Consider the following 21,105-nt stretch of genomic DNA (forward strand, 5'->3'; position numbering starts at 1 on the left):
GCCCGGGCGGGCCGGGATGCGAGCCACTTGCAACGGACAGGCGGTTGCCGCCTGCTGTCCCGGCCTACTGCCGCAGCGCCTCGACCACCGTCTCGACCAGGGCCTCGGGCGGACGGTCCGGGACGATGACGATCGGGTCCTCGTCCTCGGTCGGCGGCTCCAGGGCGGCGAATTGGCTGTCCAGCAGGCCCGCCGGCATGAAATGGCCCGCACGGGCCGCGAGGCGGGGCGACAGGAGATCGGTCGCGCCCTTCAGGAAAACCAGCCGCACCCCGGGACGCCCGCCGATGAGGATGTCGCGGTAGCGGCGCTTGAGCGCGGAGCAGGTGACGACGCCGCAGCGTCCCTCGGCCAGCCAGCCGTCGATCTCCGCCGCGATGGCGCGGAGCCAGGGCCAGCGGTCCTCGTCCGTCAGCGGCGTGCCGCTGGCCATCTTCGCCACGTTGGCGGGCGGGTGGATGTCGTCGCCTTCCAGGTAGGCCCATCCCAGCCGTGCCGCGAGGAGCCGGGCCACGGTCGTCTTCCCCGCCCCGGACACGCCCATGACGACCACCACTCGCGCCGGCATGGCGGCGGACCCGTCCCCTGCGGCCCCGTCTCCCATGGCGTCCTCCCCCTGGCTCCCCCGTAGGGCTCTTGCCCTGGGTTAAACCCGTCCCTCCGGCAAATCGGCCCAGCCGGCAAGGGGCGCCGCTTCCGGCGCGCCCTGCCGGCGCCTATATCGGCGGCGCGATGATCATTCCCTTCCGCAAGATGCACGGCCTCGGCAACGACTTCGTCGTGCTGGACGGCCGCGCCGCGCCGCTGCCCATCACCGCCACCCGCGCCGCGGCCATCGCGGACCGCCGCACGGGCATCGGCTGCGACCAGTTCATCGTCATGGAGCCGGGCGGGGAGGGGGCGGAGGTGTTCATGCGCATCCGCAACCCCGACGGCTCCGAGGCCGGGGCCTGCGGCAACGCGACCCGGTGCGTGGCGGAGCTGGTGATGACGGAGGCGGGGCGCGACGCCCTTTCCGTCCGCACGATCTCCGGCGAGCTGCCCTCCGAACGTCTGGCAGATGGCAGCGTCCGCGTGGATATGGGCCCGGCCCGGCTGGGCTGGGGCGAGGTGCCCCTGGCGCGGGAACTGGACACGCTGCACCTGCCCCTCTCGGCCGAAGGCGTCTCCGACCCCGCCGCCCTCTCCATGGGCAACCCGCACGCGACCTTCTTCGTGCCGGACCTGGCCGCGCTGGACATCCCGCGCATCGGCCCGGCGCTGGAGCACGACCCGCTCTTCCCGGAGAGGGCGAATATCGGCTTTGTCCAGGTCCTGGCGCCGGACCACCTGAAGCTGGTGGTGTGGGAGCGTGGCGCGGGGCTCACCCTTGCCTGCGGCACCGGCGCCTGCGCCGCGCTGGTGAACGCGGCCCGGCGGGACCTCTCCGCCCGTGCCGCGACCGTTTCCCTGCCCGGCGGCGACCTGCGGATCGAGTGGCGGGAGGACGGGCACGTCCTGATGGCCGGGCCCACCGCCACGGCGTTCACCGGCATGATCGACCTCGACGCCTATCCGGCGTGAGAGGTCCCAGCCAGAAGGAGGGCGCATGGCCCTGAAGGACCTGTGGGGGCGGCTGACCGGCCGCCTTGCCACCCCCGAGCCGGTCTCGCCGCCGCCGGCCATCGAGCCGGATGCGCCGGCGATCCCGCCCTCGCCCTCGGAGCCGCCCGCACCGGTGGAGGAGCCCGAGCCGGAGCCGCAGGTTCCGGAGCCGGACCCGACGGTCGGCGACCCGCCCGCCTCTCCTCCGCCGATCCAGGCGCGGCAGCCGGACCACCTGCTGCCCTCCGTCTCCGGCATCCCCGGATTCGCGCCGCCGCAGCCCCCGCCGATGCCGACAGGCGAGGCCGGTTTCCCGCCGCCGCCGCGGCCGGTGATGCCGGGCATCCCGGAGGAGCCTGATTCCGGCGAGCCCGAGATCGCGGAGCCGGCGCCGAAGGTGGTGCACCTCCATGCTCCGCCCTCCACCCCCTCCGTGCTGCGTGAGGAGCCGGCCCCGGCGCCGGCGGCGCCCCAGGCGGAAGTCCCGCCGGCGCCGCCCGCCCCCGGGCCGGAATCGTCACCGGAGGAGCCCGCCCCCGGTGGCTTCTTCGCCCGGCTGAAGGCGGGCCTCTCCCGCTCCACCGCGCGGCTGACGGAGAACCTCACCGGCCTCTTCCGCAAACGCCGGCTGGACGACGCGGCGCTGGAGGAGCTGGAGGAGACCCTGATCGTCGCCGATCTCGGCCTTCCCGCCGCCCAGCGCATCGTGGCGGGGTTCCGCCGCACCCGCTTCGGCAAGGAGGTGGGGGAGGACGAGGTGAAGGCCGCCCTGGCCGACGAGATCGCGGAAATCCTGGCCCCCGTCGCGCAGCCATTGCAGCCGGACTGGGGCAGGAAGCCCTATGTCGTGCTCGTGGTCGGCGTGAACGGCACGGGCAAGACCACCACCATCGCCAAGCTGGCCCAGAACTACCGCGCGGAGGGCCGCCGCGTGATGATGGCCGCTGGCGACACCTTCCGCGCCGCCGCCGTGGAGCAGCTGCAGATCTGGGGCGAGCGCACGGGCAGCACCGTCGTGGCCCCCGCGAAGGAGGGTGCGGACGCCGCGGGCTTGGCGCACGAGGCCCTGCAGCGCGCGAAGGCCGAGGGCGCGGACATCCTGCTGATCGACACCGCCGGCCGGCTGCACAACAAGGCCGGACTGATGGAGGAGCTGCGCAAGGTGGTGCGGGTCCTCCGCAAGCTGGACCCGGAGGTGCCGCACGCCGTGCTGCTGGTGCTGGACGCCACCACCGGCCAGAATGCCGTGCAGCAGTGCAAGGTGTTCCGCGAGATGGTGGACGTGACCGGCCTGATCGTCACCAAGCTGGACGGCTCGGCAAAGGGCGGCGTCGTCGTGGCCCTGGCGGAGGAGTTCGGCCTGCCCGTCCACGCCGTGGGCGTGGGCGAAACCGCCGCCGACCTTCGCCCCTTCGAGGCGCGGGACTACGCGCGCTCCCTGGTGGGCCTCTCCTGATGGCCTCCGGGGAGACCGAGTTCCGCTGGGAGCGGATGACAGCCGCCGAGATCGGCGAATGGGCCGCGCGCGACGCCACGGTGATCCTGCCGGTGGCCGCGCTGGAGCAGCACGGGCCGCACCTGCCGGTCTGGACGGACAGCTTGATCGGCCATGCCACCGCCATCCGCGCCGCCGGGCTGGTGGCCGGGGACGCGCCCGCGATCGTCCTGCCGCCGATGTGGCAGGGCATCAGCGAGCACCACCTGCCTTTCGGCGGGACCATCAGCCTGGATTTCCGGGCGATGCAGGCGGTGATCGCCTGCGTGGTGCGCTCCATCCGGGCCTGCGGCTTCCGCAAGCTGCTCCTCTCCAACTCCCACGGCGGGAACGTGGAGCCGCTGATGGTCATCGCGCGGGAGCTGGGGGCGGAGACGGGCATCCCCATCGTGACCGTGACCATTCACAACGCCGCCGCGGCCGCGATCGCCGGTATCCTGGAGACGCAGTCCGGAACGCTCCACGCCTGCGAGGCCGAGACGAGCCTCTATCTGGCGCTGGACGCGGATGGCGTCCGGAAGGATCGCATCGCCGACGCGCTCTCGCCCGATGCCCGCTCCGTCGGCGGCAGCGCCTTTCAGCGCTTTTGGTCCTTTGCGGAGCGCGCGCCCGTGACCGGGGTGCGGGGCGACCCGCGCGCGGCCACCGCGGAGAAGGGCGAGCGCATCCTGGCCGCCATGGCCGAGGCGCTGGCGAAGGGCCTGCGCGACCCGGCCCTCTGGTCCACGCCCGACGATGTCTGGGCACCCGGCCGCGCCGGGCGCGCCGCTCAGTAGGAGAAGGGAATGTTCAGCCGCGCCCCGGCCGCCGGATCCCGGAACAGGCGGTCCTGCCGCTCCGTGTAGTTGTTCGTGCCGGACTGGGTGCGGGCGTCCGGCAGCGCGCGGGGCTCGATCAGGTCCGGGCGGATCGTCGCCGTCTCCGGCGGGGTCGGCGCGCGCGGCGCCTCGATCGAACGGTTCGGCATCGGCGCGATATCCACCCTGGGCGTGGGGGCGGGCGACGGCGAGGGGATGGTCAGCGCCTCTTCCTGAGGCGGTGCGATGGGGCGCCGGCGCGCCGGGCGGCGCCGGGGCTGGCGGCGCCGTGCCGGGGCGGGGGCGGCCTCCGGGACCGCGTCCTGCACGAGCTGGATGCCCGCCCCCGGCAGGCCGCCATTCGGCGGGGCACCCAGGAGGAGCGCGGAAAGGGCGAGTGTGGCAATCATCCGGCACCTCCGGCCAGGACGTGCCCGGGCAGGGGGAGAGTTCCCCGCAGGTCCTCGGGCGGGTTGAGGGCGGCGGGGCCGGGATGGCCGGCGCCGTCGCGCCAGGCATTCAGGGCCCAGCGCACGGTGGGAAAGGCGATGTCGTCCCAGGGGATCTCGTCCCAGGCGAAGGCGCGCACCTCCAGGCTTTCCGGACCGGCGGCGAAGCCGGGCTCCTCCAGCCTGGCGCGGAACATCACCTGTACCTGGCCGATGCGGGCGATGGAGTAGACGGCCAGCACCCCTTCCGTGCGGATGCGGGCGCAGGCTTCCTCCCACGCCTCGCGGCGGGCACCCTCCTCGGCCGTCTCTCCAAGTTCCATGTAGCCGGCGGGCAGCGTCCAGAAGCCCTGGCGAGGCTCTATGGCGCGGCGGCAGAGCAGCACGGCCTCTCCGCCCGAACCATCCGGCAGGGAGACGACGGAACCGACGACGATCTTCGGGTTTTCGTAGGCCACGTAGCCGCAATCGCGGCAGACCAACCGGTCGCGATCGTCGTCCGCCTGCCGCACCCGTTCGAACTGACCGGCCATGCACATCAGAATGGCGCCGGGCCGGTCCCGTCACAACCCCTTAGCGGTCAGCGTCCGGGGATCGCGCTTCCACAGGTTGCTGTCCGGCGACCTCCGCTCGATTTTTGAATCCCTTGTTTGATCAGAGTGTTAGAGCGTTCGAGAAGAACGTATCTCCGCCGGAATCGCCCTAGACCCGCAGGTCGAGCAGCGAGCCGCGGGGCAGGGGCGCGGCTGGCGCCGCGGGCACGGATTCCAGCGCGCGCTGGGCCGGCGCCGCGGACCGTTCCGCACCTCCGGCGGCGGGCCGAACCGGGCGTACCTCCCCAATGCCGGCGGCGCGGGAGACATCCTGCGTGAAGGCGGCCAGGGAGTTGCTGCTGATCATGCGAAGGATGGTGCCGGAAAGTCGTGAATCCCGGGTTAACCGAGCGGATCGGGCGATGTGCATGGCCCAGCTTCACCGGCCCGGCCGTTAACACTCCAGCAACTTCCGGCTGTAATTCAGCCAATCTGCGGTGAGGGCAGGCCCTGGGCTTCCAGGAAGGAGAGCCGCGCCAGCAGGTCGTCATCCCGGCACAGCATCAGGCCGCGCAGTCCGGTCCCCTCAGGGGCGTCCAGTTCCAGCTCCAGGGCCGTGGCGCCCGGGGCCACAGTCACGGGCAGGGCGGTGGCGAAGTCGCCGGCGGGCAGGTCCGTGATCTGCGCGCCGCCGGCCGGCGCCGAATCCGCGAAGAGGGCCAGCCGGACCGTGCCGCCGCCCTCCGCCCGGAGCTCCAGGTGCAGGCGCAGCAGCCCCTCGGTCCCGGGCGGCAGGGGCAGGCGTAGCCGGGCCGGGCCGCCGGCCAGGGCGGTGCCCCATTCCGATGCCGGCCGCCACCCCGAACCTTCCCGCACCATCTCCGAGAGGGCGATGGTCAGGTCCGGCGCCGTCTCGTCGGCGCGATGCAGCGGCAGGTGAAGGCCGAGCGGCAGGGAGATCCGGTCCTGCACGGGCGCCACGGGCTCCTTCGCGAAGGAAGCCAGCGCGGACACCACCTGGTTGAGAACCATGCCCCAACGGCGCCGCGCCGGCAGGGCGGCCACGGCCATCTCCGCCGCCTGCAGCGCGCCGGGTTCGAAGAGCAGCCGCTCCACCGCCGCTGCCATGCTCGCCTCGCTTTGCGGATCGATGAGGATGGCCACGCCCTCGCCGGACTCCAGCAGGGCCGAGTGGGCGGGCACCACGGGCACCTTGCCCCAGGCGAGGCTTTCCGTGACCGGCAGGCCCCACCCCTCGTAGTGGGAGTTGTAGAGGGTGAATAGGCAGTCCTGGTACAGCGCCGCCAGCCCGCCATCGGACACGTCGTGCAGCAGCACGACGTGGCGGGAGAGTTCGGGGCTCCCCTCCAGCAGGTTCATCGCCGCCTCGGCGTGCCAGCCCTGCGCACCGACGCAGACCAGCCGCGGCACACGCGCCGGCCCGTGGCGGCGAAGCAGCGCCAGCCAGGCGCGGAAAGCGGTCAGGTGGTCCTTGCGGCTCTCGATCGTGGCGACGAAGAGGACGTAGGGCTCGGGCGGGCGCGGGGCGCGCGTTCCGTCCAGCGCGGAAGGGTCCGCGGGGGCGTTCCCGCGCGGGTCGGCGTCCAGCCGGACAACCTCCATGGGCAGCTCCAGCCCGGGCAGGAGCGCGTCCAGGAACCGGCGGCCGTCGGCCCGCGTGCACTCGGAGTTGCAGAGCACCCCGTGCGCGTGGACACCCATGGAGGAGAACCAGCGGACATAGTCCTGCACCAGCGTCCGCACGCAGTGCTCCGGCATCACCAGCGGCACGCAGTCATGGAGGAAGGGCACGTAGCGTAGCCCGGAACTCCGCTGGGCGGCGCGCAGGCCGCGGAAATAGTCCGGGATGCCCCAGGAATTGCCGAGGTTCACCAGCGAGGTGCCGGGGGCGAAAGCGTGCTGGCGGCCGCGCGCCGCCATCTCGAGCACCGGGTCCCGCGCAGCGATCCAGGCCTCGTCCGCCGTGTCGCTTCCCGCGGCGGCGGCGGCCAGAAGCCTTTGCAGCGCCTCCGCCGGCACCGCCCGCCAGGCGGTCCGGTCGCGGTCGAAGGCGAGGTAGGCGGCGTCCAGGCCGGCACCCAGCGCCGCGCCGAGAAGGCTGGCCTGAACCCGCTGGATCCCCGTCAGGGTCCGCCGCCCGCCGAAATGGAGGAGGAGGTCGCTGACGTCGAAGGCAATCCCGCTGCCGGAGGGGGCGGCGCCGCGCGAGGCGGCGGAGGTGCCGGCGCGCAGCATCGCCATGCGCGGGCGCGGCGGCGGGGCGAGCATCGTGACCATCCGCGGCGCGGGTGTGGCAGGGGGCGACGTCGGGCGAGGCGGCGGCGGAGATGGCAACGCCGCGGCAGCGGGGCGGGCGATCGGGGCAGGCCTCGGCGGTTCGGGCGGGGCGGGGTCCGCCTCGGCCAGGGCGGCGACGGCCGCCTCTGCCGCCGGGCCGGATGTGGCGCCCGTTTCCAGCGCGACCGCCATCATGTAGCGCCCCCAGGCCTCCTCCGCCCGGCCGGCGGCGCGCAGGGCGTGGCCGGCATGGCGGTGCGGCGCCGGGTCGGCCGGGGCCTCCGCGGCAGCGCGCGCATAGGCGGCCAGCGCCGCCTCGGCATCGCCCGCCAGCCTCAGCGCGTGGCCCTGCCAGAGCAGCGCCTCCGCGGGCTCAGGCAGTTCCGCCGCCCGGGCCGCGTAATGCTGCGCCGCCTCGGCGAAGCGCCCCTCGTGCCACAGGCGGGCGGGCTCCTCCGAGGGGGCGGGGGTCTCGTTCGGCCAGGCGTCCATCACCTGATGGGTAGCGGGCCGCGAGGCAGGCCGGAAGAGGCGATCAGGGGTCCAGCCGTCGCCCGGTCCCGGCATCGAACACGTGCAGGTGCCCGGCCGGCAGCCGGACCGGCAGGGCCGCGCCGGAGAAGGCGCCCGGCAGCCGCGCCGTGATCGCGAGGCCGCCCGGGCCGCGGCCGTGCACCACCGTCTCCGATCCCAGCGGCTCGATCAGCTCCACGGAGAGCGGGACGGAATCGGGCCCGTCGCCAGGGACCACGTGCTCGGGCCGTAGCCCGAGGGTGAGGGGCATCCCGGCCGGGCCGGGGCGCGGGCCGTCGGCGAAGCGGATCACCGTGCCCTTCGCCAGCCGCGCCGCCGCGCCGCCTTCCTCGAGCGTGGCGGGGATGAAGTTCATCGCCGGGCTGCCGATGAACCCGGCCACGTAGGTGTCGGCGGGGCGGGAGAAGATCTCCATCGGCGGCGCCACCTGGGCGGGGCGCCCGGCGTTCATCACCACCAGCCGGTCGCCGAGGGTCATCGCCTCCACCTGATCGTGCGTGACGAAGAGCGAGGTGACGCCGAGCCGCCGCTGCAGGCGCCTGATCTCCGCCCGCATCTGAACCCGCAGCTTGGCATCCAGGTTGGAGAGCGGCTCGTCGAACAGGAACAGTGCCGGCTCGCGCACGATGGCGCGGCCCATCGCCACGCGCTGCCGCTGCCCGCCGGAGAGCTGCTTCGGCCTGCGTTCCAGCAGCGCGCCGATGCCCAGGATCTCCGCGGCATCCTTCACGCGCTTCTCGATCTCGGCGCGCGGCAGGCCGCGGATCTTCAGCCCATAGGCCATGTTCCCGAAGACCGTCATGTGCGGGTAGAGCGCGTAGTTCTGGAACACCATGGCGATGTCGCGGTCCGCCGGCTCCAGCCCGGTCACGTCGCGGTTGTTGATCACCACTTGGCCGGACGTAGGGGTTTCCAGCCCCGCCACGATCCGCAGCAGGGTGGACTTGCCGCAGCCGGAGGCGCCGACGATCACCACCAGCTCGCCATCGGCGACCTCCAGGTCGATGCCGTGCAGCACGGGGGTGGCGTTGAAGGACTTGCGCACGTCGCGCAGGGACAGCGTGGCCATGGGGCTTACTTCTCGGTTTCGGTCAGGCCGCGCACGAACCAGCGCTGCATCAGCGCCACCACCAGCACGGGGGGCAGCAGGGCCAGCACGGCGGTCGCCATGATGGTGTTCCAGTCGTTCTGGCTGTCGCCGCGCCCGATCATCTTGGACAGCCCCACCACGATCGTCTCCATGGAGCGGTCGTTAATGATGAGGAGCGGCCAGAGGTACTGGTTCCAGCCATAGATGAACAGGATGACGAAGAGCGCCGCGATGTTCGTCAGGGACAGCGGCAGGACTACGTCCTTCAGGAAGCGCAGCGGCCCGGCCCCGTCGATCTTCGCCGCCTCCACGAACTCGTCGGGGATGGTCAGGAAGAACTGGCGGAAGAGCAGCGTGGCGGTGGCGGAGGCGATGAGCGGCACCACCAGCCCTGGCCAGGTGTTCACGAGGCCGAGGTCCACGATGACCTGGAAGGTAGGGATGATCCGGACCTCCACGGGCAGCATCAGCGTGATGAAGATGGCCCAGAAGGCCGCCATCCGTAAGGGAAAGCGGAAGAACACCACGGCGTAGGCGGAAAGGATGGAGATCGCGATCTTCCCCGCCGCGATCATCAGGGCCATCAGCAGGCTGTTGATGAGCATGGTGCTGGCGGGCGTGGTGCGGGTGCGTCCGCCGCCCTCGTTCCAGGCGATCGCATAGTTCTCGGCAGCGTGGCTGCCGGGCAGCAGGGGCACGTCCCCGCGCCCGATCGTGCCGGCATCGTGGGTGGAACCGACCAGCGTCATCCAGATCGGGAAGGCGACGATGAGGACGCCGAGGATCAGCGCCCCATGCGCCATGAGGTGCGAGAGCATGCGGCGCCGCCGGGTGGCGCGCAGCAGCGCGTCGTCGCGCGCGGGTGCCGCGGGAGTCGCGACGGGGGCCATCACGGGGGCCATCAATAATGCACCTTCTTCTCGACGGCGCGGAACTGGATGGCGGTCAGCGCGATGACGATGATCATCAGGATCACGCTCTGTGCCGCGGACTGGCCGAGGTTCAGGTTCTCCACCCCGTCCACATAGACCTTGTAAATCAGCGTCTCCGTCGCCTTCGCGGGGCCCCCGTTGGTCAGGGCATGGATGATGCCGAAGGTCTCGAAGAAGGCGTAGGTCAGGTTCACCACCAGCAGGAAGAAGGTGGTGGGGGAGAGAAGGGGGAAGATGATCGTCCAGAAGCGCCGTGCCGGCCGGGCGCCGTCGATCGCGGCCGCCTCCAGCACGGAGGCGGGGATGGATTGCAGTCCCGCGAGGAAGAAGATGAAGTTGTAGGCCAGCTGCTTCCAGACCGCGGCGATGACGACGAGGACCATCGCGTGGGTGCCGTTCAGCCGGTAGTCCCAGGGGATTCCCACGGCCCGCAGCCCGCGGCCGATCATCCCGACTTCCGGCTGGAACAGGAAGAGCCAGAGCACGGCGGCGACGGCGGGCGCGACCGCGTAGGGCCAGATGAGGAGGCTGCGGTAGACGGTGGCGCCCCGCAGCGACTTGTCCGCCTGCACCGCCAGGAAGAGTGCGAGGCCCAGCGCCAGGGCGGCAACGCAGCCGGAGAAGACGACGGTGTTCAGCGCGGCGTTGAGCCAGGTCGGGTCCGACAGGACCTCCTGGAAGTTCTCCAGCCCCACGAACTCGCGCGAGAGGCCGAAGGCGTCCTCCCGCAGCAGCGACTGGTAGATCGCCTGGCCCGCGGGCCAGAAGAAGAAGACGAAGGTGACAGCGAGCTGCGGCGCCAGGAGGGCGATCGGCAGCAGGCGTCCCCGGAAGATGACTTTTTTCTGCATCGCGCCCTTTGGGACGCCGGGCGGGGTGAGTCGCCCGGCGCCGTTCAGTCAGTTGTTGCGGTTCGTGCGCTCGAAGTTGCGCAGGACCTGGTTGCCGCGGGTATTGGCGTTCTGCAGGGCCTGCTCAGGCGTCTGCTGGCCCTGGAAGGTCTTCTCCATCTCCTCCTGGATGATGTTCCGGATCTCGATGAAGCCGCCCAGGCGGATGCCGCGGGTGTTCGGGGTGGGATCGCCGCCGCGCAGCATCTGCTCGATCGGCACGTCCGCGCCCGGGTTCTGCTGGTAGTAGCCCGCCGCCTTGGTGGCCTCGTAAGCGGAGCGGGTGATGGGGACATAGCCCGTGTCCTGGTGCCACTTCGCCATTACCGCGGGGCTGGAGATGTAGCGGAAGAACTCAGCCACCCCGCGCAGCTCCTCGCGGCTGCGCTGGCCGTTCGGGCCGCGGTTCATGGTCCAGAGGGCCGCGCCGCCGATGATGGAGTTGCGCGGCGCGCCGGCCACGCCCTCGTAGTAGGGCAGCATCGCCACGCCCCAGTTGAAGCGCGCCTCGCGCCTCACCCGGGCCTGGGAACCGGAGGACATGAAGGAGATGGCGCACTCGCCCGTGGGGAACAGCGCCTCGGCCGCGGTGTCGCGCCCGCCATAGCGGAACAGGCCTTCCTTCTGCCAGTTCGCCAGGTTCGTCAGGTGGCGGGTCAGGATCGGGTTGGCGAGGTTCAGCTCCGTGTTCAGCCCCTCGAAGCCGTTGCTGCGGGAGGCGAGCGGCACGTTGTGGATGGCCAGGACCTGTTCCACCATGATCCAGGACGGCCAGGAGGTCGTCATGGGGCAGGCGACCCCGGCGGCCTTCAGCTTGCGGGCCGCTTCCTCCACGCCCTGCCAAGTGGCGGGGAAGGCGTTCGGGTCCAGTCCGGCGCGCTGGAACATGTCCCTGTTATAGTAGGTGATGGAGGTGCTGCTGTTGAACGGCATCGCCATCATCCGGCCGTCGGCCGCGGCGTAGTAGCCGGCCACGGGGCCGATGAAGTCCTTCGGGTCGATGGCCACGCCCGTCTCGGCGATGATCTCGTGCAGCGGCTTGATGGCACGGCCGGCGTTGATCATCGTGCCGGTGCCCACCTCGAACATCTGCACGATGTGCGGCGCGCTGTTGGAGCGGAAGGCGGCGATGGCGGAGACGACCGTCTCGGCGTAGCTGCCGCGGAAGCTCGGCACGACCTTGTACTGGTTCTGCGTGGCGTTGAAGTCGGTGGCCAGCTGCTCCAGCATCCCGCCGAGCGGCTGGTTCAGGCCGTGCCAGAACTGGATCTCGACCGGCTGCTGGGCGCGGGCCGAGAAGGGGGCCGCGAGGCTCGCCAGCGCGAGCGCGCCGGCGGCAAGATAGCGTCGCCGCATGAAGCTTCCTTCCCTGATGGAGAGTGGCCCGGGGTTAGCCGCCCCGCGTTACAGCAAGACTACAATTTGATGACGGGTTCGTGGAAGGGTGCTCGTCGATGTGGAAGGCCGGGCATCAATCATGCGTTCACGATCCTGGCCGCAAGTTGTGCCCATGGAACATGAAACCACACTCGTCCACCCGGGCGTGCCGCCACCACGCGCCGCCGCGATGGCGGCCACCGCCGTGCCGGGACCGCTCGCCGGGCGGCCGCCGCCAGGGGCGGCCGTGCCGCAGGCAGCGGTGCGGCGCCTGCGGATGGCGCTGGAGGCGGCGGCGCAGCGGATCGCCACCAGCGGCCCCCTCGCCGATTCGGACGCGGCCGGGGCGGAGGACGGCCGGCCCGCGTCTTCCCCGGGCTGACCGGCCGGCTGCCTCTTGCCCTGGGGCTTGCGATGGGTTTCCTCTGGCGCCGAGAGACCAAAGGGGAACCGCCATGGCCGAAGCCTTCATCTGCGACGCTGCCCGGACCGCGATCGGGCGCTATGCCGGCGGGCTCTCGGCCGTGCGGGCGGACGACCTCGGCGCGGTGCCGCTGAAGGCCCTGATGGCGCGCAACCCCGGCGTGGACTGGGCTGGCGTGGACGACGTGATCTTCGGCTGCGCCAACCAGGCGGGCGAGGACAACCGCAACGTGGCCCGCATGGCGCTGCTGCTGGCCGGCCTGCCGGACACGATCGGCGGCAGCACGGTCAACCGCCTCTGCGGTTCCGGCATGGATGCCGTGGGCACGGCCGCGCGCGCCATCAAGGCGGGCGAGGCGTCCTTCATGGTCGCGGGCGGGGTGGAGAGCATGACCCGCGCCCCCTTCGTGCAGGGCAAGAGCGCGGAGGCCTTCGGCCGCGCCGCCGAGATCTACGACACCACCATCGGCTGGCGCTTCGTGAACCCGCTGATGAAGAAGGAGCACGGCGTCGACTCGATGCCGGAGACCGCCGAGAACGTCGCGCAGGACTTCCAGGTGAGCCGCGCGGACCAGGACGCCTTCGCCCTCCGCAGCCAGCAGCGCGCCGCCGCGGCCCAGGCCGCCGGCCGCTTCGCCGAGGAGATCGTTCCCGTCAGCATCCCCCGCCGCAAGGGCGATCCGGTGGTGTTCGAGCGCGACGAGCACCTGCGCCCGGACACCACGGCCGAGGGGCTGGCGAAGCTGGGCACCCCCTTCCGCAAGGAGGGCGGCTCGGTAACGGCCGGCAACGCCTCCGGCGTGAACGACGGCGCCTGCGCCATCCTGGTGGCGGACGAGGCCTCGGCTGGCCGGTATGGGCTGACGCCCCGCGCGCGGGTGGTGGCCATGGCCACGGCCGGCGTGCCGCCCCGCATCATGGGCTTCGGCCCGGCGCCGGCCACGCGCAAGGTGCTGGAGAAGGCGGGCCTGAAGCTGGCCGACATGGACGTGATCGAGCTGAACGAGGCCTTCGCCGCCCAGGCGCTCGCCGTCACGCGCGATCTCGGCCTGCCTGACGACGCGGAGCACGTGAACCCGAACGGCGGCGCCATCGCGCTGGGCCACCCGCTGGGAATGAGTGGTGCGCGGCTGGTGCAGACGGCGGTGCACGATTTGCACCGGCGCGGCGGCCGCTACGCGCTCTGCACCATGTGCATCGGCGTCGGCCAGGGCATCGCCATGGTGATCGAGCGGGTCTGAGGCGACCCTCCTGGCCGCCCCGTCATCCGGCGGGGCGGCTCTCCTCCTGCAGCCCCTTCGCCGTTTCGGCCCACTCGTTGGTCTCGGCGACGGAGAGGCCGGCCTGGCGGCAGGCATCCTCCACGGCGCGCGGCAGCACGGCCAGCAGCGCCTGCATCATCGCCGCGTCGCGCTCGTCCGTGATCGTGTCCAGGAAGCCCTGCAGCTCCGGCGCGGAGACGCGCAGGAAGGGGCCGAACTTGTCGCTGGTGCGGCCCAGCCAGTCCCGGAACATGTGCGGCCAGCCCGCGGCCTGGCGGAACTCAAGCCGCGGCTCCCCGTCCTTGCTCTGCAGCTTCACGCGCACGGAGGCCCAGCGGGTCGGGCCCGCGGCGAGGCTGGCCACCGTCATGTCCAGGTGCCGGTAGGAGGGGCCGGGCAGGTGCTGGTGCAGCCGCACGGCCTCGAAGCGCGCCGGCGCGCGGCCGGGCTGCACGTTGGTCGGCACGGCGCGCACCGGCTGCGGCGCCCCCGCACCCGCCCCGGCCGGCTGAGGCGCGAAGAGGCTGCTTGCGGTCCCCTGGGCCGGGGCAGGCGCCGGCTCCGGGGCCCGCGGTGCCGGAGGCGCCACCGGAGGGACGGCGGACAAGGGCGGGGCAGCCGGCCCGGGCGCCGGGCCCGCTCCCGGGATGGGCGGAGCCATGGGCTGGCCGGGCATCGGAACGGACAGGGCGATGGTGGGGCGGAGCGCCTCGGAGATCCGCGGCACGAGGGCGATGGGCGGCGCCTCCGGCAAAGCGGCCGGCGGCGGGGCGGCGGCCACGGCGGGCTGGGGCTGCGCCGGCTGGAGCTCGGTTTGAGGCGGTGCAGTCACGACCGGCGGGGGCATCACCGGCAGACCTGCCGGAAGCGGCGGCGCCGCGGGTGTCACCACCTCGGGCTCGGGGCGCGCGCCCGGTGCAGGGGTGGGTACGGCAACCACTGGCGCGGCGGGGACCGGATCGGGCGTGGGGGCGGGCGGCGCCGCGGCGGCGGGGGCTGCCGGGGCAGCCTCGGTCCCGGAGGGCTGGCTCGGTGCCGGGGGCTCGACCGAAGCCACGGAATCGGACGGCAGCGCGGCCGCCGGTTCCGGTTCGGGCGCGCTCGGCCGCACGGAGGAGGCCGTCACGCCCGCGATCTCCGCCGTCGCCGGCTCGTCCCCGGCCCGGAGCGCGACGGCGAGCCCGGCACGGCCGGCGAGGCGGGCGGAGAGCGGCAGGGTCAGCTCCAGCCCCTCCTCGGGTACCGTGCGCCAGCCCGTGCCGGCGCTGCCGGAGGAGAGACGTTCGAGTTCCGCGGCGTCCTCCGGCACCGAATCCAGCGGGTAGACCCAGGCCGCCACCTCGGCGCCCTTGCCGCCGTTCAGGGTAATCTGCAGGCGGTCCAGCCCTGGCAGGTGCAGGTGGGGCAGCAGCAGCACGGCCCGCCCCTTCGCGGCGGCGCGCAGCACGGGGCGCGGCGGCTCCTCGCCCAGGGCGACGGCCTCCGCTTCGCCCTCCAGTGCCCTCGCCGCGGCCCAGGCCGATTCGGGCAGGCCCAGGGGCACGCCATCGCCGGGCAGGACGAGCCCGGCCTCCTCGGGCATCCAATGGGAAGGCGCCAGGTAGCGGCTCCCGGGGGTTCCGGCCCAGGCGCTGGCCGCCACGCCGTGCTCGCCCTCCGGCCCGGACCAGCGCGCGTCGCGGGAGAGGCCGGGCAGGCCTTCGCCCTCAGGCGCCACCTCCAGCACCGCCGTCTCCTTCTGCGGCCCGAGCGGGGTGGGCAGGTCCAGCGTCAGCCAGCCCGGGGCCAGTGCCGAGGCGGGCACGGCCCAGCTCCCCACGACGCGCCCGCCCTCCGCGCCGATCAGGCGCACCCGCAGAAGGCCGTCTCCGCTTCCCGTCCCGGCGAGGTGGACGGCAATCGCGGCCAGCCCGGCCAGCCCGGTGCCCAGCGGCTGGCGGAACGCGCCGGTGATGGGCGGCCCGTCCCCCGCCTCGCCGGAGAGGACGAGGCGCGGCGCCGCCGGGGGGCGGTGGGCCAGGTAGCGCGCCGCGTCGGCCATCGCCTCGCGGCTCAGCTCCATTTCCTGCCGCCCGGCCACGACCGCCCCGGCCGATTGCGCCTCCCGCGTGCGGGCGGCGGCGAGCGCCTCGGTGACAAGGGCAAGCAGGCCCGGCAGGGCCGCCTGACCGGTCGAGGCCAGAAGGAAGGGCGGGGCCGGCAGGCCCGCGGCCTCCTCCCACCAGCGGCTCAGCGCAGCGATCCGCAGCCGCTCGCTCGCGATGAGGGCGACGGCGGCGGCGGGCGGCGTCTCCAGCGGCGTCGCCGCGGCCGGATCAGGTGCGCGCGTGCCGGCGGGGTGCAGCAGCGTGACCCCCTGCCGCGGGGAGGCCATCCAGACCTCGAGCGAGGGCGTGGCAAGGGGTGAGGGGTCCATCACCCCCTCCGCCACGATCACCATGGGTCGCCCGCCGGCAAGGCGCGGCAGGTGCAGGGGGTCGGCGTGGAGCATCACGGGGCGAGGACCTCTGGTGTCACGTCGTTGGGCGATCGGGCGGCGCATCCTGCCCGGCGTCGAGCCAGGCGAGGAGGGGGCTCATGCGCGCCGCCCAGTCGGGAAGGGAGGCGGCGCGGGCTCCGGCGGCCCGGGCCAGGGCGTATAGCCGCCCCCGGTCTGCGGCCAGGGAGGCGAGCCGGTCGGCGAATGCGGCGGCTACGGCGGGGTCGGTGCGCTCCTCGACAAGGAGGCCGTCCACCCCGTCCGCGACCATCTCGGCCACCGCGCCCGTGCGCGTGACCACCGGCACGCAGCCCATGCGCTGCGCTTCCAGGATGATCAGCGGGGATCCCTCGAAGCGGGAGGGAAGGACGAGAACGTCCGCCCAGGCGAGCAGCGCGTCCACCCCCTCGGCCTCCGCCGGGGGCTCGACCGTCAGCCCGGGAATCGGCTCCGGCTCCCGGGCCAGCACCGCGCGGCCCGCGGCGCGCCACTCCGCCCAGGGGGTGAGGGCGACGATGTCGCGCAGCCGGTCCAGCCCCTTCTGCGGGTCAAGCCGGCCGAGGAACAGGGAGCGCAGCCGTCCCTCGCGTCCCTGCCGCGCGGCGAGCGCCGACTCAGCGGCGCCCGCCCGCGCCTCGTGCCCCGGCCCGTTCGGGACGAGGAGGAGCTTGGAGGCGGGGATACCCTGCGCCAGTGCCCAATTCTGCAGGCCCTCGGACACCACGGCCACCGCATCGTAGTCGGCCTCATGCGCCAGCAGGGCGTGGGGATTGCCCATGGGGGCTCCCGCCGCCTCCCGCTCCACCACGTGCAGCCCGGCGGCGGTACGGACGCCGATCCTGCGCAGCGCGCCCGCGATGGCGTGGATGCCGCGCGCATGGGTGGCCAGCACGGCGGCCATAGGCGCGAGCTGGCCCACCGCGTCGCGCAGCACGCCGTCGCCCAGGCCGCTCGCGCCCGGCAGCGGCGCGCCGAGATGCGCCTCGTTCGGGTCCACCCCCTCGATCCCGCGCGCGGGGAACTGCACCGTCTCGAAGGCGGCCAGCGTGTCCGGCGGCACCAGGGCCGTCTGCGCTCCCGTCAGCACGAGGTGCGGCCGCCAGCCCCGATCCCGCAGCACGCCGGCGTAGCGGGCCAGGACGCGTTCCACCCCGCCCATCTCGAAGACCGGGACGGCGAGAGCGACGTCGCGTGCATCCGGCGCCGCCCAGGGCAGCACGGCGCCCGCGTCGATCAACTCGGCATAGCCGAGATGGGCGCGGGAACGGGGGCGGCGCCAGTCGCCGCGCCATTCGCCCCGCTCCGGGTGACGGGTGGCGAAGGCGTCCACCAGCCCGGCGAACTCGGCCTCGGCCTCGGGCCGGGGATCCGGCAGGGCGGGCGCGTCCGGCACGGTGAGGCGCAGCGTGGCGCCCCGGCGCGCCGCAGAGGCGAATGGTGCCCCGAGGGCGGCCGCCTCCTGCCAGGCCTCGGTCCGGTAGAGGAGGAGCGCCGGATGGTCCGGCAGCCCCTCGGCGCGCTCCACGCCCAGGCGCCCGGCGGGGCCGGGGGCGAGGACGATCCCGACCGCGTCCGCCCCGCGCAGCATGATCTCGGCATGCCAGAGCGCGTTGTGCAGCAGCCGCCAGCCGGCCAGCACCTCCAACGCGCCCGCGGCGGCGAAGAGGAGGAAGGGCGGGGCGTGCACGGCCTGCGGATGGCGGGCGGCCTCGACGAGCTGCCGCCGGGCGGCGGCGCGATCGAGCGCCGGGCGGGACGGCCGCAGCGGATCGACCACCGGCTCCGCCACGGGCAATCCGGACCGGTGCAGCAGGAAGCGCGGCACTTCCGCCGATTCGAGCGCCAGCAGGCGGCGGGGGTGGGCGAGGGGGCGCAGCTTCCCCCGCATTCCCGCCAGGATGCCCACCCGGCGCCGTTCCGCTTCCACCCGCATCCCGCCGGCGCGGCGGCGATAGCCGAAACCGGCCATCGGCAGGTGGCGCCCGCGGAAGCCCGCCGCGCCGGCACGCAGCCAGAAGTCCCAGTCCTCGAAGCCCTGCCGCATCGTCTCGTCGAAACGCAGCCCGGCCTCGAGGACGCGCCGTGAGACGAGGCTTCCGGCGTCGCTCGTGTTCTCCAGCAGGTGCATGAAGAGCGAGTGCTCCCCGGCCGCAGAGGCGTGCTCGGGGATGCCGAAGAAGTCGAAGTCCGGATAGATCCAGCCTGTCGCTGGTCCGGACGCCTCCAGCAGAGCCGCCGCACGGTGGAGCAGCCAGGGGCCCAGCCGGTTGTCGGCGTCCAGGAAGAACACGGCGCGGCAGCCCGGCCAGGCGCGGAGGACGAACTCGATCCCCGTGTTCCGCGCCGCGGAGAGCCCGCCATTCGCGCGCCGCAGCAGAAAAACGCAGCCGGGATGGGCGGCGGCGAAGCGCAGGGCCGCGGCACGGGTGCCCGGCATGGGGCAGCCATCATCCACGACCACGGCCGCCACGCGGCGCGGGCCGCGGCTGGCGAGTACGGAGAGGATCGCCTCCTCAAGCAGCGCCGGCTGGCGGAAGGCCGGGATCACCACGGCGATCTCCGGCGAAATCTCGGGCGCGATCTCGGGCGCGATCTCCGGGCCGGCCCCGCCCTCCTCAGAACTCACGAGGCCCGCAGCCCCGGCGCGCTGAGAAGAAGCCCCCGCAGCCGGGCCAGGTAGCGATCGGCCATCGCGGCCGCATCCCAGGAGGCGGCGAGTCGCCAGGCGGCCTCGACCCGAGTTCCGGCCGCGGCAGGGTCGAGGCAGCTGGCGAGAGCATCGGCCATGGCGCCGAGGTCGTCGGGATCGGCAAGGGCGGCCAGCTCCGGCGCGGCCTCGCCCAGCGCCTCCAGCGCCGCGGGACTGGCGGCGACGGGAAGCAGATGGCTGGCGGCTTCCAGGAACGCCAGGGGGGCGCCCTCCAGCCGGGAGGGCAGGGCCAGGACATCCGCCCCGGCGAGCAGCGGCGCCGGATCGGCCTCGCGGCCGAGGAGCCGCAGCGGGTGCCCCGCCGGCGCGGCCCGTCGCAGCTCCTCCTCGAGCGAACCGGTGCCGGCGCAGGCGATCACCCCGCCCGTCCGGCGGGCGAAGGCATGCGCCAGCTCCGGCAGGTGGTCCGCGCCCTTGGCCGCGTCCAGCCGCCCGAGGAAAAGGGCAACGGGGGTGTCCGGTCGTACCCGCAGCCGTGCGCGGAGCGCGGCACGGGTGGCCGCACGGTCGCGCGGGGCCGGCTGATCCACGCCGTTCGGGATCGTCGCCACGCGCCCTGGCGGCAGGTCGAGGAACCGCTCCAGCCGGGCCGCCGTGGGGCCGGAGACGGCCACCCAGTCCGCGCGCATCGCCGCGGCGGCAGCCAGCGCCTCCCCGTCCAGCCCCCCTGGCGTCTCGTCACCGTGCGGGGCGAGGTGCGAGACGACCAGGGTGGGGATCCCGGCTTCCGCCAGCGCCTCCATCGCGCCGCCCGCCTGGTCTGGCCAGGGCAGCGGCAGAAGGGCGATGTCGGGCGAGGCGGCGGCCAGCGCGGCTCGGGCGGCGTCCGCCTGCGCGCGCCGCGCCGTCTCGGGCAGGCCCCGGCGCCAGGCGAGGGGCAGGTCCAGCAGCGCCCGGCCGCGGCCCGCCATGGGCGGGTGCAGCGCCGCCGCGGCGGCAAGCGTCACCCCCATGCCGGAAGCGGCGGCCGCGTCGGCGATCCGGAGCGTGTGCGCCTCCGCCCCGCCGAACCGCCCACCGGGAAAGAGCACCAGCAACCGCCGCGCCCGAGAGGTCCTGAGCATTCGCCCATCCTAACCTTCCCGGCCGCGCCCGCCCATGCCCGGCCCTGCGGAAACCTGCTGATGCGGCGATGCAACATGCGTTCTTCGATTAGTAACCGGGATGCGCTAAGACCGGGGCGTGCTCCGGAACGGCCCATCGCATGGGCCGGGGGCGAGCCGTGGGGATGACAGATGGCGCGATACCTTGTGACAGGCGGCGCGGGCTATGTCGGAAGCCATGTGGTGCTGGCCTTGCTGGAGCGCGGCGACGACGTCGTGGTGCTCGACAACCTGCGGCAGGGCCATCGTGGAGCCGTCTCGCCGGGGGCCGAACTGGTGGTCGGCGACCTCGCCGATCACAAAACGGTGCGGGAGGTGCTGGACGGCTGGCGCTTCGACGGCGTGCTGCACTTCGCCGCTCTCTCGCTGGTGGGCGAGAGCATGCGCGAGCCGATGCGCTATATCGCCGAGAACCTCGGCAACACGATGTGGCTGGCCGATGCGGCGGTGCGCGCCGGGGTGCGCCGATTCGTCCTCTCCTCTACCGCCGCGCTCTTCGGCATGCCGACCCGGATCCCCATCGATGAGGAGGAGCTGCTCGGGCCTGTCTCGGCCTATGGCGAATCCAAGCTTATGGCCGAGCGCGGGCTGGAATGGGCGGACCGCATCCACGGGCTGCGCTCCGCCTCGCTGCGATACTTCAACGCCGCCGGCGCCGATCCCGGCGGTCTGCTGGGCGAGGACCACAGCCCGGAGACGCACCTGATCCCGAACGCGGTGAACGCCGTGCTCGGCCTCGGCCCGCCGCTCACGGTCTTCGGTACGGACTACGACACGCCGGACGGCACGGCGATCCGGGACTACGTTCATGTCGCGGACCTGGCGGACGCGCATGTCCGCGTGCTGGACAAGCTCGTGGACGGGCCTTCCTGCCGGTACAATGTCGGGAGTGGCAAGGGCGCCTCCGTGATGGAGGTGATCGCCGCGGTGGAGCGGGCGGCCGGGCGGCCGGTGCCGCACACCCTCGGCCCGCGCCGGGAGGGTGACCCGCCGGTGCTGGTGGCCTCCAACGAGCGGTTGCGGCGCGAGACGGGTTGGACGCCCCGCCTGGGCGCGCTGGACGATATCGTCGGCACGGCCTACGCATGGCGCTCCCGCAATCCCCAGGGATACAAGGGCATGGCGGTGCAGGAGGTTGTGAGCGCCTGA

At 73.6% G+C, this 21,105-nt stretch carries 18 protein-coding genes; 6 read left to right on the plus strand and 12 right to left on the minus strand.

Annotation, left to right across the window (positions count from 1 at the left end; translation table 11 throughout):
• Positions 1 to 64: 64 nt before the first annotated feature.
• Positions 65 to 604: a gluconokinase gene (locus NRP21_RS10320; RefSeq protein ID WP_257716112.1), complete on the minus strand. Its 540-nt coding sequence runs from the start codon at positions 602 to 604 to the stop codon at positions 65 to 67.
• Between the two features lie 128 nt (positions 605 to 732).
• Here NRP21_RS10320 and dapF point away from each other — a divergent pair, with 128 nt between their 5' ends.
• The 3 genes from dapF (at position 733) to NRP21_RS10335 (ending at position 3,855) form a co-directional block, all read left to right on the plus strand.
• Positions 733 to 1,563 (plus strand): diaminopimelate epimerase, encoded by an 831-nt coding sequence (gene dapF / locus NRP21_RS10325; RefSeq protein ID WP_257716113.1) that lies wholly within the window; start codon positions 733 to 735, stop codon positions 1,561 to 1,563.
• 577 nt (positions 1,564 to 2,140) lie between these two features.
• A complete protein-coding gene (gene ftsY / locus NRP21_RS28155) occupies positions 2,141 to 3,040 on the plus strand; it encodes a signal recognition particle-docking protein FtsY (RefSeq protein WP_456300233.1) in 900 nt (299 codons plus the stop codon).
• On the plus strand, positions 3,040 to 3,855 hold the full coding sequence (locus NRP21_RS10335; protein ID WP_257716115.1) for a creatininase family protein: 816 nt from the start codon (positions 3,040 to 3,042) through the stop codon (positions 3,853 to 3,855). The genes ftsY and NRP21_RS10335 overlap by 1 nt, the downstream gene beginning before the upstream one ends.
• Here the strand turns inward: NRP21_RS10335 and NRP21_RS10340 are convergent.
• The 8 genes from NRP21_RS10340 to ugpB form a co-directional block, all read right to left on the minus strand.
• Positions 3,849 to 4,286, minus strand: coding sequence for a hypothetical protein (locus NRP21_RS10340; RefSeq protein WP_257716116.1), 438 nt, complete (start codon positions 4,284 to 4,286; stop codon positions 3,849 to 3,851). The genes NRP21_RS10335 and NRP21_RS10340 overlap by 7 nt on opposite strands.
• A complete protein-coding gene (locus NRP21_RS10345; protein ID WP_257716117.1) occupies positions 4,283 to 4,858 on the minus strand; it encodes an NUDIX hydrolase in 576 nt (191 codons plus the stop codon). Before NRP21_RS10345 ends, NRP21_RS10340 begins: the two co-directional genes overlap by 4 nt.
• Positions 4,859 to 5,027: 169 nt before the next feature.
• Positions 5,028 to 5,225: a hypothetical protein gene (locus NRP21_RS10350; protein ID WP_257716118.1), complete on the minus strand. Its 198-nt coding sequence runs from the start codon at positions 5,223 to 5,225 to the stop codon at positions 5,028 to 5,030.
• Between the two features lie 116 nt (positions 5,226 to 5,341).
• Positions 5,342 to 7,648: a glycosyltransferase gene (locus NRP21_RS10355; protein ID WP_257716119.1), complete on the minus strand. Its 2,307-nt coding sequence runs from the start codon at positions 7,646 to 7,648 to the stop codon at positions 5,342 to 5,344.
• Between the two features lie 43 nt (positions 7,649 to 7,691).
• Complete coding sequence (gene ugpC, locus NRP21_RS10360; RefSeq protein ID WP_257716120.1) at positions 7,692 to 8,759, minus strand: sn-glycerol-3-phosphate ABC transporter ATP-binding protein UgpC; 1,068 nt, start codon at positions 8,757 to 8,759, stop codon at positions 7,692 to 7,694.
• 5 nt (positions 8,760 to 8,764) lie between these two features.
• Positions 8,765 to 9,682, minus strand: a complete 918-nt coding sequence (ugpE, locus tag NRP21_RS10365) for a sn-glycerol-3-phosphate ABC transporter permease UgpE (RefSeq protein ID WP_456300232.1) — start codon at positions 9,680 to 9,682, stop codon at positions 8,765 to 8,767.
• Positions 9,682 to 10,563, minus strand: a complete 882-nt coding sequence (gene ugpA, locus NRP21_RS10370; RefSeq protein ID WP_257716121.1) for a sn-glycerol-3-phosphate ABC transporter permease UgpA — start codon at positions 10,561 to 10,563, stop codon at positions 9,682 to 9,684. The genes ugpE and ugpA overlap by 1 nt, the downstream gene beginning before the upstream one ends.
• Before the next feature lie 48 nt (positions 10,564 to 10,611).
• A complete protein-coding gene (gene ugpB, locus NRP21_RS10375) occupies positions 10,612 to 11,958 on the minus strand; it encodes a sn-glycerol-3-phosphate ABC transporter substrate-binding protein UgpB (RefSeq protein ID WP_257716122.1) in 1,347 nt (448 codons plus the stop codon).
• Positions 11,959 to 12,112: 154 nt separating this feature from the next.
• Here ugpB and NRP21_RS10380 point away from each other — a divergent pair, with 154 nt between their 5' ends.
• On the plus strand, positions 12,113 to 12,361 hold the full coding sequence (locus NRP21_RS10380; protein ID WP_257716123.1) for a hypothetical protein: 249 nt from the start codon (positions 12,113 to 12,115) through the stop codon (positions 12,359 to 12,361).
• Between the two features lie 73 nt (positions 12,362 to 12,434).
• Positions 12,435 to 13,643, plus strand: coding sequence for a 3-oxoadipyl-CoA thiolase (pcaF, locus tag NRP21_RS10385; protein ID WP_257716124.1), 1,209 nt, complete (start codon positions 12,435 to 12,437; stop codon positions 13,641 to 13,643).
• Positions 13,644 to 13,665: 22 nt separating this feature from the next.
• Here pcaF and NRP21_RS10390 read toward each other — a convergent pair whose 3' ends face one another.
• The 3 genes from NRP21_RS10390 to NRP21_RS10400 are packed head-to-tail and all read right to left on the minus strand — an operon-like array spanning position 13,666 to position 19,917.
• The gene (locus NRP21_RS10390; protein WP_257716125.1) at positions 13,666 to 16,155 is read right to left on the minus strand and encodes a DUF6212 domain-containing protein; all 2,490 of its coding nucleotides are present in this window, start codon (positions 16,153 to 16,155) and stop codon (positions 13,666 to 13,668) included.
• 22 nt (positions 16,156 to 16,177) lie between these two features.
• The gene (locus NRP21_RS10395) at positions 16,178 to 18,769 is read right to left on the minus strand and encodes a glycosyltransferase (RefSeq protein WP_257716126.1); all 2,592 of its coding nucleotides are present in this window, start codon (positions 18,767 to 18,769) and stop codon (positions 16,178 to 16,180) included.
• Entirely contained in the window at positions 18,766 to 19,917 is a 1,152-nt protein-coding gene (locus NRP21_RS10400; RefSeq protein WP_257716127.1) for a glycosyltransferase family 4 protein, read from the minus strand. Before NRP21_RS10400 ends, NRP21_RS10395 begins: the two co-directional genes overlap by 4 nt.
• Before the next feature lie 171 nt (positions 19,918 to 20,088).
• Between NRP21_RS10400 and galE the strand changes: the two genes are divergently transcribed.
• Positions 20,089 to 21,105, plus strand: coding sequence for a UDP-glucose 4-epimerase GalE (gene galE / locus NRP21_RS10405; protein ID WP_257716128.1), 1,017 nt, complete (start codon positions 20,089 to 20,091; stop codon positions 21,103 to 21,105).

Source organism: Roseomonas populi, from assembly GCF_024594815.1.
Taxonomy (GTDB): Bacteria; Pseudomonadota; Alphaproteobacteria; order Acetobacterales; family Acetobacteraceae; genus Roseomonas; species Roseomonas populi.